The sequence below is a fragment of the Marinobacter sp. genome, assembly GCF_048266785.1.
GTDB lineage: Bacteria > Pseudomonadota > Gammaproteobacteria > Pseudomonadales > Oleiphilaceae > Marinobacter.
The window spans coordinates 330,727-345,935 of record NZ_JBLWYX010000003.1; the positions used below are offsets into that span (position 1 = coordinate 330,727).

Genomic DNA, 15,209 nt, shown 5'->3' on the forward strand with positions numbered 1-15,209 from the left:
GACGAGACTGAGCAATATGAATCACGAAGTACCCGTAGCACCCTGGTATAGGCAGCCCTGGTTCTGGTTCCTGACCATAGCTCCGCTGTCCGCAATCACCTTTAGCATGTTCATGCTGGTTGTAGCGTCGAACATGAAAGATACGATGGTTAGCGACGATTATTCGAAAGAAGGTAGAGGCATTAACCTTGAGATAGCCCGTGACCAAGCGGCTGCAGAGATGGGGCTGAGCGCTGACATGGCGTTCGAAAACCGTAATCTTCTGCTGAACGTCACAACTCAACAGGGCCCGGCGGATTATCCCTATCTGATACTTAACCTGTTCCACCCGACGCTGGCGCAGAACGATCGTACCATTCAGTTTCAGAATGACGGCAACGGCCATTATACCGGCACCATGTTGCAGGATATTGAAGGTCGCTGGTATTACGAACTCCGCGGACCAGACAACCAGTGGCGCCTTAAAGGTGAAGCCTGGCTGCCCTCCGAAGGCGATCTTCACATGGGTTCCAAAGGCTCTGCAAAAGGGTGACCCCCCTGGATTGCTTCCATTGCGGCGAACCGGCTGATGGTGAGCCGCCGATTACGCTTGAACTCGATGGGCAAGACCGTTTTTTCTGTTGCCAGGGCTGCAAGGCTGTTTGTGAAATCATTCACAGCGAGGGCCTGACCGGTTTTTATCAGCTCCGCACAGAGACTGCTGTCACACCCCGCCAGCTGACAGACTCCGAGTTGGACCGGCTCAGAGAGCTGGATCACCCCCTTGTGCAGCAAGCCTTCGTTTCTCCGGTTAAAGGCGGCCAGGAAGCGCAACTTCTGATTGGCGGAATCACTTGCGCTGCCTGCATCTGGTTGCTGGAAAACCACCTCAAAAAGCAACCGGGCGTACTCTCGTTCTCTGTGAACCACACAACCCAGCGGGCGCGACTGGTCTGGGCTCAGGACAAGGCTGCCCTGAGCGATTTACTGATCGCTATTCATGAACTTGGCTACACTGCCCGCCCTTATCAGTCAGATGCTGTCGAGGAGCAACTGAAGGCGGAACACCGTTCCATGTTGATTCGACTGGCCGTCGCCGGCATTGGCACCTTCCAGAGCATGATGCTGGCTTTTCCACTTTATTTTGAGGTGGGCAGCGGCCTTTCGCCGGAGTTTGTGTCATTTTTCCGCTGGTTCAGCCTGCTGGTAGCCACTCCGGTTGTGTTTTACAGCGCAGGGCCCTTTTTCCGCAACGCACAGCGGGATATCAGGGTCCGGCATCTTACCATGGATGTACCGGTTGCCATCGCGATAGGGCTTGCATACCTCGCCAGCGCCTGGGTCACTGTCATGGGCGGTGAAGAGGTGTATTTTGAATCCGTCAGCATGTTTACATTTTTTCTGTTGCTTGGGCGCTACATTGAAGTGCAAGCCAGGTATCGCGCAGGGCTTACGAGTAACGTTTTGGCGGGATTCCACCCCACGGTAGCAACCCGGGTGGACGGTGAAGACACAGAAATTATTCCAGCGCACCAGGTTAAACCGGGCGACGTGGTTCGTATCAGACCCGGCGAAACCCTACCCGTTGACGGCGTGATTCTTCGGGGCCAGTCCACTCTCAATGAATCCGCACTTACAGGCGAGTACCTGCCGGAAACCCGGGTACCGGGAGACACCGTACACGCCGGAAGTATCAACGGTGAAAATCCATTGGACGTTCAGGTGGAAAAGTCCGGTGCCCAGACACGCCTTTCCGGTATTCTGCGGATACTGGATCGCGTTCAGTCAGAAAAGCCAGCGGTGGCGCGCATGGCTGACCGCATCGCCAGCAAGTTTGTCGGACGTGTTCTGATCCTTGCACCCGTTGTCTGGGTTGGGTGGTGGCTGGCAGGCGCTGACAACGCCTTCGATATAACGCTTTCGGTTCTTGTCGTGACCTGCCCTTGCGCCCTGTCCCTTGCGACGCCTACTGCGATTACCGCCGCGACCATTAAATTGCGGCGTTTGGGTTTTCTGCCAACCCGCGGCCATGCGCTTGAGTCCATGAACACCATAGACACGGTAGTCTTCGATAAAACCGGCACCCTGACAAAGGGTGAGCTTAGCCTGATCGATACCCGTGTTGTCGGCAGTAAAGATAAAGACACCTGCCTGCGAATTGCCGCGGGTCTGGAGCAACATTCGGAGCACCCTATCGCCCGGGTCTTTCACAACCGCCCGGCGGCGGCCATCGACCATGTGAACAACCATTTGGGCCGAGGGCTCTCTGGTCAGTTTGGTGACCGCGGGTTCTTCATTGGCCACAGGGCCTTTGTTGCGCAACACACAAGCGCTCAGGCGCCTGAGTCTGAAGTGCACTCGGGCATGGAAATATGGCTGGCTTCTGAAGATGAATGGCTGGCCAGCTTTCGGCTTGATGATCAGCCCCGGGAAGACGCTGCGCAAGCGGTCAAAGCCTTGCAGGACGCGGGCATACGCACACTGCTGCTGAGCGGCGACCGGTCCGGCCACGTGCGTCAGATTGCTGACATGCTGGGCATTGATGAAGCTATTGGCCAGGCGTCGCCGGAAGAGAAACTGAACGTTCTTAACCGTCTGCGGTCTGAAGGGCGCCAGGTAATGATGGTCGGCGACGGTCTCAACGATCTTCCGTCTATGGCTGGTGCTGGCATTTCGGTGGCCATGGGGACTGCGGCCGACCTCACTCAGCTCAAAGCCGATGCGGTTTTGCTCAATGGGCAACTGATGCAATTGGTAGAAGCGCTAAACACCAGCCGCCGTGCGCGTAAAATTATTCGCCAAAACATGGCATGGGCGCTTGTCTATAACGTCTGCGCCCTGCCCCTTGCGGCCGCCGGCATGGTTCCGCCCTGGCTCGCCGCCATCGGCATGTCCCTGAGCTCGCTGATTGTTGTACTCAACGCATTGCGTCTTGGTTTGAAAACCCGCTCCGCCAATCCTGACAGAGCACAGGAATTTGGCGTACAAGCCACGCCCTGATACCGTGAACAACTGGCTTTAACTATGAGGTTTATTCCGTGGAAATCGTAATGTTCCTGGTGCCGGTGATGCTGATCCTGGTGGTGATGGGCATTTTGCTGTTCTCGTGGGCCGTTAAAAATGGCCAGTACGACGACCTTGAAGGCCCGGCACACCGGATTCTCTACGACGACGACAAAGACATGATCCCGGAAGACGCGCGCACGGACAAGCCGAAACAGGCGGAGAGCCAGGCCGGTGAGCATGAGAATAGCCCTGAGGACGAACCTCGCCGCTCATGAACCCGGAACTCTATCTCAGCTACCCCAGTGCGTTTCTCATCGGGTCGCTTGGCAGCACCCATTGTCTCGGAATGTGCGGAGGAATAAGCGCATCTCTTTCCATGGCGCTACCGGTTGGAAAGGGCTTTCGTCTGCGCCAGTCCCTGCTGCTACTGGCGTTCAATTCCGGGCGAATCGCAAGCTATGCGTTAATCGCAACGCTGGTTGCAATATTAAGCACATCGGCCGCGAATCAATGGGCGGAGCTGGGCCTTGTTCTGCGGTCAATCGCGGGCTTTCTGTTGATTTTCATGGGGTTATCCATGGGGCAATGGTGGCAGGGCATCCGTTATGTAGAGCGCATCGGAGCGCCGCTCTGGAGGCGGCTTTCGCCCATTACGCGCAGGCTTCTGCCAGTCAATAACGCAGGCCAGGCGCTTGCACTTGGAGCGCTTTGGGGTTGGCTGCCCTGTGGACTGGTATACAGCACACTGGGCTGGGCCGCCTTGCAACCTACTGTCGGCTCAGCGGCACTCACCATGATGTTTTTCGGGCTGGGAACTCTGCCTTCCATGTTGGCGACCGGTTATGCAGCAAGCTGGATCAACGGATTAAAAAGCAATCAGCTGTTCCGGAAATTCACCGGTGCCCTGCTGATACTGTTCGGGCTGTGGACTCTGCCGCTCATGGCATTGGTCATGAGTTAGGCCGGCTCCTTTCCGGACTGTCAGATATTCAGAACATCCAGGCGACCAAAATTCCTCTCGGGGTCCTGCGCCGGCATGGCGGTTTGAACAACCGGGTCTGAATCTCCCAAGCGTTTGCCTTCACGGAAATCATACAGGTTCGTGTCTGCCAGGTGGGAGGGTTCAACATTGCGCAAAGCCCCGAACATGCTTTCAAGCCGGCCTGGGTGCTGCTCGTCCCATTGCTGGAACATTTCCTTGATAACCTGGCGTTGCAGGTTTTCCTGGGATCCGCAGAGGTTGCAGGGAATGATAGGGAACTGTCTGAGCTCTGCGTAACGAGCGATATCTTTCTCCCGACTGTAAGCAAGCGGGCGAATGACGGTATTCCGACCATCATCACTGTGCAGTACCGGCGGCATGGTTTTGAGTTTTCCGCCGTAAAACAAATTCAGAAACAAGGTTTCCAGAAGGTCGTCACGATGATGCCCAAGCGCAATCTTGGTAACGCCGTGCTCTTCCGCAAAGTTGTACAGAATGCCGCGACGCAGCCTGGAACATAGCCCACAGGTGGTTTTGCCTTCCGGAACCTTATCCTTGACGATGCTGTAGGTATCTCGCTCAATGATGTGGTATTCAACACCCATCGAAGCGAGGTATCCCGGCAGGACTTCTTCCGGAAAGCCCGGCTGCTTCTGGTCCAGATTGACGGCAATCAGTTCAAACGAAACCGGTGCGCTTTTCTGCAGGTTGAGCAGAATGTCCAGCATGGCGTATGAATCCTTGCCTCCGGACAAACAACACATTACTTTGTCACCCGCTTTTATCATCGAGAAATCTGCAATAGCCTGGCCTGCTTCCCGGCGCAAACGCTTTTGCAATTTATTCTGCTCTGATTTTTGCGAACGCTCGTATACCGAACTAGAGGTGCTATTGGAGCTTGCTGTTATCGCTTCGGGCATATCAACCATGTTCATTGGGGGAATGTTCATGAGATTATACGCATCCCATCATTTCAGGGACAGGACGCTGACATGGATATGTTGAGCTCAAACACAGAACCCATGGGAAAACGACAGCAGAACAGCTTGCGCAACCGCCAAGCCATTCTGTCAGCCGCACGCGCCTGCTTTCAGGAGCGAGGCTATGAGAACACAACCATCCGCGACCTCATCAAGCGTACCCATTTGGCTTCAGGTACATTTTATAATTATTTCAACAGCAAACAGGATATTTTTGCAGCGCTGCTGACAGAATTCCTCAGTAGTCTGAATAACAATCTGAGCCGCTCCCGGCGCTCTGCCAAGACCGCGGAAGAGTTTGTCTGTCGTTCTTATCAGGCACTCTACAGCGCAACGGCAAGGGATCCACTGGTTTATGAACTGGCCCATCGTAACGATCGTGCGCTGAAAGAGCTGTTTGGCTCCGGCATACTCGGATTGATCATGATTTCGCTTGAAGATGACGTGCGAGACGCCATTGAAAAGAAAGTTCTGCCAGATGTTGACCAAGACTATCTTTGCGCCGCGTTTTTTGGCGTTGCCTACGAGACCGGCTTGATGGTTGCAGAACGAGTGCATCTGCACCCGGAGCAAGGCGACGACGAAGTCGAGATGGCCACCCGTTTTTCAACGGCTCTTTTTATCGGCGGACTCTCCCGGCTATCAGCCCTTCCCTGTCGGCGGCGACTACCCTAACATTAGCCTCATGGAGAATAAGCCGGCGTCCCAAGATCATCACTCAGAGCCAACATCGTTAATTCAATCTGAGGCGATACTGGAACAGCAAATCCAGCATCTGCTTGTAGCTGTAGAGCATGAACTCCGCGATTCGCCAGATGGCATGGACGAGCTCAACCTGATAAAGAGATTGCAAAGTCCACCCTGGTGGCTTTTTGGAAATCTTGACTTTCAGGACCCGCAAAAACTCTATCCAACGCACTTTTTGCTTTTCCACGTATTATATCGTCTGAGGGATACCTTGGCAGAGACCGGTGAAAACCTGACTATCTCGCCCATGCGGATTACTATCGAACGCCAGGATACAATCGGCGGAAGCGGGCTGCCGGGCACGGTAGACAACCTTCGCAGCTTCTATCTCGACCTGTCCCAGTATGAGCTCCCGAAGGATGCCATTCAGCAGATGATGGACAGGTTCTGGGCAGGCTACCAAAACACCGGGCCGTCCGGACCGGAAGTTCTGGCAGCAGCAAACAGGCTCGGTTTCGATGCAGTCCCTGAGAGTTTCCTTGTGGCAAAACAGGCGTTTCGTCGCGCGGTGATGCGAGCCCATCCGGATCGCGGTGGTGATAAGGACTCAATCCAGGCGCTCAACGAGGCGTTTGCCATTCTTAAAGCGCATTTCAGTCAGATGATGGAGCAGGCATGAGAACACATAAATTCTGGATATCAGCGGCCCTGTCTTATCTCGTGCTGGCGAGTGTTCCTGCAAGAGCCGACCTTGTGGTGCTTCAGTACCATCACATCAGTGACGCGACGCCGCCTTCAACCAGTACCTCTACGTCCCTGTTCCAAGCGCAGCTCGATTTGATCAGGGAGCTGGATATTGAGGTTGTTGATCTGCATAGCGCAACAGAAAACCTGTTTTCTGATAACCCGTCGCAGCGCCAACATATCGCCATTACCTTCGACGACGCCTATGAGTCGGTTTACAGCCAGGGCGCAGACATCCTCCGGGATCAGGGTTTGCCCTATACCATTTTTGTAGATACAGCTGCCGTGGGAAACCATGGCTATATGACCTGGGCACAATTGGAAGAGCTGGCTGCGCGCGACGGAGTCGGCATTGCCAATCACAGTGCCGGGCACGGCCACCTCGCCAGAAAGCCGGGCGAGGCAGAAGCAGACTGGGAACAACGGATAACCCGCAGCCTGGATTCCGCACAGACGGAGCTGCAACAAAGATTCGAAACTGTCTTGCCCCTGTTTGCATACCCTTATGGCGAGTTTGACGAAGCTCTCGAGGCCGAGGTGGCCAAGCGGGGCTGGTATGGGTTCGGGCAGCAGTCCGGGGCTATGGGCCCGCTTTCCGGGCAAACCCGCTTGCCCAGATTTCCCATGGCCAATGCCTACGGACAGCTAAACGGCCTCAAAGACAAGCTGAAAAGCAAGGCGTTCCCAATAGACACGAGCCTCTTGCCTAATGGCATCATGACAGCTAACCCGCCAACACTTGTCTTGCCTCTCACGAAAGAGATTAAGCCCAACCACCTCACCTGCTTCGCCTCAGGCATGGGGCGCATAGAATTTGAGGCCTCTGACGACGGAATAAGCGTCAAGGCACCGAAACCCTTCAACAGCCGGAGGTTCCGTTATAACTGCACGCACCCTGATGACAAAGGCAGTTTTTACTGGCTGTCACAGCAGTGGCTGGACCTTAGCCAACCGGAAGACTGAACCGACTACCGCGCGGATCATATCGCCTATTTGCAGGTGTCCGCTGGAGAACACAATGGCGTTAGGGTGGTGTCGCAACCGGCATCATGAACGCACAACTGGCAGCATAACCGAAGCGACAGGAACACCGAGGAGCATCCACTGGGCGAACCCAACCGAAATCCCCTGGGTCTCACTCAGATAGGCCGCCAGCAGCGCGTTGGGAGGTGTCCCTATCAGCGTGGCAATACCGCCAACACTGGCAGAGTAGGCTATGGGGGCATCATAATTGCGGTTGCGGTATTGCTGACCCACATACTCAGAAAGGCTGTCGCCAGCATGAAGCCGGCAATCTGTCATCTGTCGTTGTTCGGACATGCACACCCTCTGCTTCGCCGCTTCAGAACCTTCGGGGCAGAATGATGCCTGAAATCAGCTCAGTCTTCAGCACAGCCAACGCAAACCGTTGTATAAGGCAGCACCTGAAGCCTTCGAGGGTCAATGGCTTCACCACAGACTTCACACTCGTCACCCTTGCCGTGCTCAATGCGCTCAAGTGCCACTTTTATCTGAGCCAACTCAGCCCGGGTTTCTTCTTCCAACGAATCAACGACCTCATCATTCTGAGTCTGTTGCGCCCGCTCTTCAGAGTCCTTGTCCAGAGCGCCATCTTTACGCTGTTGATGTGCCTCAAAACGTTCCAGCCGCGAGGTCAGATCGCCTCTCAGCACTTCAAGTTCCGCTTTGCGATTGCGCATGTAACATCTCCCGGTTTTTCAGAATCCAGCGTGCAATCTTTCTCAACCAAAAACGGCCGGTCAGACACTGAAGCCTAATCGACCGTAAATAATACTATTTTTTGAATTCAGGCGATATCAGCTCTTTTGCGCGCCGACTTTGCCTTTCTGCGTGGCAGGTTCGCCTGCGCCGGAAATGGCCTTCTGAACTTGCTCACGAGCTTCGTTGAAATAATTCCACCAAGCTTTCATGTCAGCAGTAAATTGCTCGTTCAAGCTTTTCAAAGTCTCAGACTGTACAGATGTCAGATTTTTCAAACCGTCTACATCACGAACTTCTGAAGCCTTCATGACTGGTTTCAAAGCTATCTCGGAATAGCACTGAAACGCCTTCATCTGCATTTCTGCAGCTTTGCCAAATTGCTCCAGAACCGTCGCGCTCAAACGGCTCACTCTTTTAAACATGTTGTTAATCATAATGATGGCTCCTTATGGTTACACCATTTACATAATTACTACTGGATTACTACATACACGTACATACCTAAAAGCGACATATATAAAGAAAGCAAGTAAACATAAAACATATATTTTCTTTTAGTAACAAAGTACAGGTAATTTAATGGAATTGCATTGGATATTTTGGGTAAACGTCAATTAAACCTTCAATATTTATGATGCAGATCAAGAGCTTTTACAATAAAGAGTGGGGCAGTGTTTGTTAGCTCCACTCGGTCGTTATAAGCCCAGTGGTCCAGAGGAGGCCCGCACCGGTATCACGGCCACCGCCATCGGGTGACGGCGGCCGGCGGCGGCGAGGAGAGCGTTATTGCTGCAACACGTTATTGCCGCAACACATAGGTACCTGGTGCATCGGCTATGGGTTTGTAGCGCCCATCACCCATCTTGGGTGGTGCCACCTGCTCCCTGGTCGAGCGTTCTGCCAGCCAGGCCTGCCAGGCCGGCCACCACGAGCCCTGATGGCTGGGTGTCCTTTCCTGCCAGGTATCAGGGTCGACGTAGTTCTCTCTCGCCGGGCGGGTTTCGACCTGATAGGTGCGCCTTGGGTGCCCGATTTCGCTGACGATCCCGGCGTTATGGCCGCCATTGGTGAGCAAAAATGTAACCTCGTCGGCGTCGGACAGCAGGTGGATTTTGTAAACCGAGCGCCAGGGCGCGACGTGGTCGCTACTGGTGGCCACGGAGAAGATTGGTGCCGAGATGTCGGTGATGGCGATGGGGCGATCACCAACAATATAACGCCCGGCAGCCAGGTCGTTATTGAGATATATCCGCCGCAGATACTGCGAGTGCATTTTATAGGGCATACGGGTGATGTCGGCGTTCCAGGCCATCAGAGCGCTCATGGGCTGGCGTTCGCCCAGCATGTATTCGCGCACCATACGCGAGTACACCAGATCGTTGGAGTTCAGCAGTTGAAAAGCACCAGCCATTTGATGGCCATCCAGATAACCACGTTCTTCCATCATGCTCTCAAGATAGTCGACCTGGCTTTCGGAAATGAACATCGCTATTTCACCGGACTCCGTGAAGTCGACCTGGGCGGCCAGCAGGGTGATCGAGGCCAGGCGGTTGTCTTCATCCCGTGCCATGGCGGCGGCCTGGATGGTCAGCAGCGTGCCTCCCAGGCAATAGCCTACGGCGTGAATCTTGTGCTCCGGCATAATCGACGAAATAATGTCCAGAGCCGCCTGAGGGCCTTGTCGCCGATAATCCGCCATGCCCAGGTCGCGATCCTCCGAGTCCACGTTGCGCCAGGAAATCATGAAGACCGTGTGACCCTGATCCAGCAGATAGCGGACCAGGGACTTTTCCTCGGTCAGATCGAGTATGTAGTACTTCATGATCCAGGCCGGCACGATGAGTACAGGCTCTGCGAAAACCTTCTTCGTGGTCGGAGTGTATTGGATCAGCTCGATCAAGTGGTTGCGGTAAATCACCTTGCCCGGGGTGGTGGCCAGGTTTTCGCCAAGCTTGAATGCCTCAGTGCCCACGGGCGCGCAGTCGGTCTGTCTGCGTCGCAAGTCTTCACGGAAATTCTCCCAACCGCGCACAAAATTCTTGCCTCCCTGCTCCCGGGTCGCGTCGATCACTTCGGGATTGAGCCAGGGGAAATTAGAAGGCGCCATGTGGTCGAGTATCTGTCGCATGGTGAACGACACTGCCTTCTCAGTCGATTTCGACAAGCCGTCGATATTCGTGGTGGCATTTTGCCACCACTCCTGTTGTAGCAGAAACGCCTGCGACATCACGTTGAAGGGCCACCGGGACCATGCCTCACCAGTAAAGCGACTGTCCTCTAACGCCGGTTGAATGCAGGGCTCCGTATCAGATGCCTTGTGAGCCTGGCTCATATAGCGCAGCAGAATCTCGGTCTTGAAGCCCGCCTCTTGCACCAGTTGCAGTTGCTTACCGGGGGACATGGCTAGATGGGCGAGCCACTCAAAGATCACGGTGGACAAGCCGGCAGGCGTAATCCCCTGAGTCAGGCCGGCCATGTTGGCCTTGCTGGTACGATCCAGCATCCTCAGGGCAAGTGGACTTGACAGGTGCAAGATTGGTGCTTTAAAGGATTTATTCATGACAATCCATACTCCTTGTGAGTCGGCCAGAGAAGTAAGGCCGCGCTTGAACAAGCGAATGCTTTCTCCAGTGTCCTATTTATATTAATTGATAATCCCTGATACATCGAATCCAACGGGGTGTCTGCGACTGACATACTTTAAGGCTCTTCTAAATAGGGGTAAGTTCTGAAAAGACTTTATTGTGGTGAGTTTTATTTTGCACTCTGGCACACATTCACTGTGAACCGCTTCTCACTGCGAGCCATCAACGCTCAGACAACCCTTGCTCGTGACTCAATACGGACTGCTTGCGCTTTACACCCCAGCGGTAGCCGGAAAGGCTGCCGTCACTGCGAAGTACCCGATGGCACGGCACGACCACGGCCAGAGGGTTGGCCGCACAGGCTCCCGCCACAGCGCGTGACGCCCTAGGCATGCCCATGCGTTGCGCAATTTCGCCATAGCTTGCCGAACTGCCAGACGGAATCTCCCGCAGCGCGCGCCAGACCCTGCATTGGAAGTCTGTACCACGGAGATCAAGGTGCACTGAAAGTGGCTTGCGGCTGTCGATCAGATAACTCATAACATCGGTAAACCACTCAACTCTGGAGTTGTTTGCATGCTCGAGTGTGGCACTCGGAAACCGACTGGCCAGTTCCGTAACCAGCTCCTCCGGAGTCTCCCCCGGTAGCACAGCGCAAACTCCGCCTGGTGTGCGCGCCACCAGAACTTCACCGAGGTAGCAATGGCCTGTCTGCCAGGTGATCGTTTCGTCCTGTGCATTCTTATCCGTCATGGAAGGCTCCTCGGTTTCGGTTCCCCGGTTTTTTCAGTCGCTTTCGACACCAGAAAATGCAGTATGACTCATGTCAGTGAGGGTGCAAACGTACAATTTTTTACGCAAATCCCCACTTTAGTCTGATTGCCGGATGCAGCCCCGGAAAAGAAACTAACCCTCCGCCCACCGATACATTAACCACAACGTTCAGAGTACTGACCTGAGTGCCAAACACTTGGCCGTGCCCTGTAGCAGGAGCCATTATGACACCCGGAAAAGCACTCTTGACCGCCTGTTTGCTATTGCTCGCCGCAAGTACAGTTGCCGCTGAAACACTGAAAATCGGCCTGAATTACCCGCAGACCGGCCGGTATAAAGATCAGGGTCTGCAACAGAGACTGGGTGCTTTTCTGGCGGTGGATGAAATCAACAAAGCCGGCGGCGTTATGGGGCAGCGTCTGGAACTGGTTATCAGGAACACTCGCGGAGAGCCCTCCAAAGGCGCAGAAAACACCGCCGAAATGATTGATAACGAAGGCGTTCAAATGGTGTTCGGTGGCGTATCCAGCTCCGTCGCAATCGCCTCTGGCAATGCCGCTCGCGAGCGCAACCGGATCTATTTCGGCACCCTCACCTATTCCAACGCGACTACCGGACGTGCGGCGCACAGCCACATGTTCCGGGAGCCCTATAATGCGTGGATGACGGCCAAGGTTCTCAGCCAGTACCTGAAACGCAACCACGCCAGTGAAGACTATTTCTACATTACTGCAGACTACACATGGGGTTGGTCGGTTGAGGAGTCCGTGCGCAAATTCTCCGACACGGAAGATACTAAACGCCACCCTGGTGTCAAAACACCCTTTCCCCGTGCCCTGGTGAACGACTTCCAGAATGCCCTGGAGCAGGCCGACGCAAGCGGTGCAAAAGTGCTGATGCTGGTACTGTTTGGTGATGACATGGTTCGCGCCCTTAACGTGGCGTACGAAATGGGCCTAACCAAGAAGATGCAGGTGGTTGTTCCCAACCTGACTCTGGGTATGGCGCGGCAGGTTGGCCCGACCATTATGGAGGGCATCGTCGGCGGCAGCCCGTGGGTGTGGAATGTGCCCTATGAACTGGACTACCCACGCGGCAAAGAGTTCGTTGAAGCCTTTTCAAAGCGCTATGAAATGCGGCCCTCCACCGCTGCGGCATCGGCTTACAGCATTGTTTATCAATACAAGAGTGCTGTGGAACGCGTCGGTACCACCAATACCCGGGCGGTGATCCGCTCACTTGAGGGGCACAGGTACATCTTCCTGAAAGACGAACAGTACTGGCGTGATTTTGACCACCAGAACATACAGTCTGTGTATGTGGTCAAAGTCAAACCCCGGGACACCATCATGGCCGACGAGTATGGTTCGGATTACTTCCGCATTGTCGAGGCGATGTCTGGCGACGATGCAGCCCAGACCCGGGAAGAGTGGGAAGTGCGTCGCAGGGAGGCAGGCAAGCCACTGACTTTGTGAGCTTACCTGCGACCTGGTGAGCAAAACAGCAGAAATCAGCTCTCGCGAGCGTCTTCCCATGTTTTGAGCAACTCGTTATAAGGAACGGTTTGGCCCTGTACCTTTTCGTTTGCCAATTTAGGCTTGGGTGCGCCGGGCTGGTCCAGCCAGTATTGCGGATCCCGTGGCTCGTTCAGTTTCGGACCGCAGTTCGGCATGACGTTAGCCCGCTCCAACCGCTCCATTACACGGTCCTGAGCATCGGCAAGGCCGTCCAGCGCTTTTTGCGGTGTTGCTTCGCCGCTTGCTGCCTGGGCAATGTACTGCCACCAGAGTTGAGCCAGTTTCGGATAATCCGGCACGTTGGTGCCTGTGGGTGACCACTGAACCCTCGCTGGGCTGCGGTAGAACTCAACCAGGCCACCAAGCTTCGGCGCCATTTCAGTCATCGCATCCGAGTTGATATCGGATTCGCGAATCGGGGTCAGACCTGCAATGGTTTTCTCCAAAGACACGGTTTTAGCCACCGTGAACTGGGCGTACAGCCAGGCTGCCAGACGACGTTTCTCGGGGGTAGAATCCAGGAAAGTCCAGGAACCTACGTCCTGATACCCCAGCTTCATGCCCTCTTCCCAGTATGGACCACGCGGAGAAGGTGCCATTCGCCACTTCGGAGTGCCGTCATCATTAACGACTGGCAGTCCATCTTCTATCATGCTGGCCGTAAACGCCGTATACCAGAAAATCTGCTGAGCGATATTGCCCTGAGCGGGTACCGGGCCGGATTCGGAAAAGGTCATACCCGTGGCTTCTGGCGGCGCGTACTTTTCCATCCAGTCGACATACTTCGTGGTCGCATAAACAGCAGCTGGGCCATTCGTAGCACCGCCGCGTGAGACGTTGGAACCTACCGGATGGCAGTCCTCCACGCGAATACCCCACTCATCAACTGGCAAGCCGTTCGGCAGCCCTTTGTCACCCGCGCCCGCCATCGAGAACCATGCGTCGGTGAAGCGCCATCCCAGGGATGGATCCTTCTTGCCGTAATCCATATGGCCGTAGACTTTCTTGCCATCTATTTCTTTAACATGGTCCGAAAAGAACTCTGCGATGTCTTCATACGCCGACCAGTTTACCGGAACACCCAGCTCATAGCCGTAGAGTTCCTTGAACTGCTTTTTCATATCTTCACGCTCGAACCAGTCGGCGCGGAACCAGTAAAGGTTGGCGAATTGCTGGCTCGGCAGCTGATAGAGCTTTCCGTCAGGGCCTGTGGTGAAATCAAGACCAATGAAGTCCTCAAGGTCCAGAGTCGGCAGAGTAAGATCTTTACCGGAACCGTTCATTATGTCTTCAACGGCAACCACTTTACCGTACCGGAAATGCGTGCCTATGAGGTCGGAGTCGTTCACATAACCGTCGTAGATGTTGCGGCCAGACTGCATCTGGGTCTGCAACTTCTCAATGACATCACCCTCCTGAATCAGGGTATGGGTGAGCTTGATGCCAGTGATTTCAGAGAAGGCCTTGGCCAGAACACTGGATTCGTATTCGTGGGTGGCAATGGTCTCGGAAACAACATTGATTTCCATGCCCCGGAACTGCTCCGCAGCTCTGGTAAACCACGCCATCTCTTTCATCTGTTGTTCTTTGGTAAGGGTAGACTTTTTGAAAGAGTCGTTTACCCATTTTTCAGCAGCGTCTGAGTACTGATCAGCGCCCGCCTGCAGGCTCAGCCCCATACTGATCGCACCGATGGCAGCGCTCAGTAGCAGGGTCTTCGGATAATTGTTGTTATTGAACATATCCAACCTCGTTTACCTTGTTGTGAATGGAGCGAAGCAAGACCGCGCTCCGTTTGGGTTTGTTACAGCGTTTGGGTCGTAAAGCCTTGTGTGTTCGAGACCGACCTTATGATTGTTTTCGATCATAGATTGAAAATTAGTTCGGTTTCGAATTCTTTACAACCTTTTAGACTCCTTTTTCAAAGGGACTGTGAAACCGCGTATTCAGCTGCATTCAGCCCCACCGCAAAAGAACCAAAAGCCACACCACAGACACTGCTAATGCAACCCAGAGCGTGATGCTGCTAACGGCAAGGAACGCCAGATGTATGTATGCAGCGGACAGCAAACCGATAAACAACCGGTCTCCCCGTGTCGTTTCGATGGGCAGAAAACCTTTGCGCTCGGTGCAGGGAGAAACGATTTCATAAACGGTCATGGCCGCAAGAATCATTGCGATAACCACAAAGAATACAACAACAGTGGGTGTCCAGTTCATCCAGGCAATCATA

General features: G+C 54.3%; 15 protein-coding genes and 1 pseudogene. 8 read left to right on the forward strand and 8 right to left on the reverse strand.

The features are described 5' to 3' along the window. Nucleotides 1-16 precede the first annotated feature (16 nt). Genes ACN0V1_RS07035 through ACN0V1_RS07050 form a run of 4 tightly spaced genes read left to right on the forward strand, consistent with a single transcriptional unit; the run spans nt 17 to nt 3,946 of the window. Nucleotides 17-532, forward strand: coding sequence for a FixH family protein (locus ACN0V1_RS07035; protein ID WP_417544317.1), 516 nt, complete (start codon nt 17-19; stop codon nt 530-532). Next, nucleotides 529-2,979: a heavy metal translocating P-type ATPase gene (locus ACN0V1_RS07040; RefSeq protein WP_417544318.1), complete on the forward strand. Its 2,451-nt coding sequence runs from the start codon at nt 529-531 to the stop codon at nt 2,977-2,979. Before ACN0V1_RS07035 ends, ACN0V1_RS07040 begins: the two co-directional genes overlap by 4 nt. Before the next feature lie 50 nt (nt 2,980-3,029). Further along, complete coding sequence (ccoS, locus tag ACN0V1_RS07045) at nt 3,030-3,260, forward strand: cbb3-type cytochrome oxidase assembly protein CcoS (protein WP_417544392.1); 231 nt, start codon at nt 3,030-3,032, stop codon at nt 3,258-3,260. After that, entirely contained in the window at nt 3,257-3,946 is a 690-nt protein-coding gene (locus tag ACN0V1_RS07050) for a sulfite exporter TauE/SafE family protein (RefSeq protein WP_417544319.1), read from the forward strand. Before ccoS ends, ACN0V1_RS07050 begins: the two co-directional genes overlap by 4 nt. A 20-nt stretch (nt 3,947-3,966) precedes the next feature. Here the strand turns inward: ACN0V1_RS07050 and ttcA are convergent, their stop codons facing one another. After that, nucleotides 3,967-4,887, reverse strand: coding sequence for a tRNA 2-thiocytidine(32) synthetase TtcA (ttcA, locus tag ACN0V1_RS07055; protein WP_417544393.1), 921 nt, complete (start codon nt 4,885-4,887; stop codon nt 3,967-3,969). Between the two features lie 72 nt (nt 4,888-4,959). Between ttcA and ACN0V1_RS07060 the strand changes: the two genes are divergently transcribed. The 3 genes from ACN0V1_RS07060 to ACN0V1_RS07070 all read left to right on the forward strand — a co-directional run bounded on the left by ACN0V1_RS07060 (nt 4,960) and on the right by ACN0V1_RS07070 (nt 7,341). Beyond that, nucleotides 4,960-5,622: a TetR/AcrR family transcriptional regulator gene (locus tag ACN0V1_RS07060; RefSeq protein ID WP_417544320.1), complete on the forward strand. Its 663-nt coding sequence runs from the start codon at nt 4,960-4,962 to the stop codon at nt 5,620-5,622. Nucleotides 5,623-5,767: 145 nt separating this feature from the next. After that, nucleotides 5,768-6,313, forward strand: coding sequence for a DNA-J related domain-containing protein (locus ACN0V1_RS07065; RefSeq protein WP_417544394.1), 546 nt, complete (start codon nt 5,768-5,770; stop codon nt 6,311-6,313). Then, a complete protein-coding gene (locus tag ACN0V1_RS07070) occupies nt 6,310-7,341 on the forward strand; it encodes a polysaccharide deacetylase family protein (RefSeq protein ID WP_417544321.1) in 1,032 nt (343 codons plus the stop codon). Before ACN0V1_RS07065 ends, ACN0V1_RS07070 begins: the two co-directional genes overlap by 4 nt. Before the next feature lie 102 nt (nt 7,342-7,443). Here the strand turns inward: ACN0V1_RS07070 and ACN0V1_RS07075 are convergent. From ACN0V1_RS07075 to ACN0V1_RS07095, 5 genes and pseudogenes are all read right to left on the reverse strand, one after another. Next, nucleotides 7,444-7,676 (reverse strand): annotated as a pseudogene (locus ACN0V1_RS07075) (SLC13 family permease); the annotation flags it as partial. 81 nt (nt 7,677-7,757) lie between these two features. Further along, nucleotides 7,758-8,078, reverse strand: a complete 321-nt coding sequence (locus ACN0V1_RS07080) for a TraR/DksA family transcriptional regulator (protein ID WP_417544322.1) — start codon at nt 8,076-8,078, stop codon at nt 7,758-7,760. A 117-nt stretch (nt 8,079-8,195) separates the two neighbouring features. Next, complete coding sequence (locus ACN0V1_RS07085) at nt 8,196-8,534, reverse strand: phasin family protein (protein WP_417544323.1); 339 nt, start codon at nt 8,532-8,534, stop codon at nt 8,196-8,198. A gap of 365 nt (nt 8,535-8,899) precedes the next feature. After that, entirely contained in the window at nt 8,900-10,660 is a 1,761-nt protein-coding gene (locus ACN0V1_RS07090) for a PHA/PHB synthase family protein (protein ID WP_417544324.1), read from the reverse strand. Between the two features lie 247 nt (nt 10,661-10,907). Continuing rightward, nucleotides 10,908-11,438 (reverse strand): methylated-DNA--[protein]-cysteine S-methyltransferase, encoded by a 531-nt coding sequence (locus tag ACN0V1_RS07095; RefSeq protein ID WP_417544325.1) that lies wholly within the window; start codon nt 11,436-11,438, stop codon nt 10,908-10,910. Nucleotides 11,439-11,683: 245 nt separating this feature from the next. On the opposite strand from ACN0V1_RS07095, the gene ACN0V1_RS07100 reads away from it, so the two are divergent. Continuing rightward, nucleotides 11,684-12,934, forward strand: coding sequence for an ABC transporter substrate-binding protein (locus ACN0V1_RS07100; protein ID WP_417544326.1), 1,251 nt, complete (start codon nt 11,684-11,686; stop codon nt 12,932-12,934). Nucleotides 12,935-12,969: 35 nt separating this feature from the next. Here ACN0V1_RS07100 and ACN0V1_RS07105 read toward each other — a convergent pair whose 3' ends face one another. Further along, nucleotides 12,970-14,718, reverse strand: coding sequence for an ABC transporter substrate-binding protein (locus ACN0V1_RS07105; RefSeq protein WP_417544327.1), 1,749 nt, complete (start codon nt 14,716-14,718; stop codon nt 12,970-12,972). Between the two features lie 214 nt (nt 14,719-14,932). Continuing rightward, nucleotides 14,933-15,208: a DUF2160 domain-containing protein gene (locus ACN0V1_RS07110; protein ID WP_417544328.1), complete on the reverse strand. Its 276-nt coding sequence runs from the start codon at nt 15,206-15,208 to the stop codon at nt 14,933-14,935. Between the last annotated feature and the right edge of the window lies 1 nt (nt 15,209).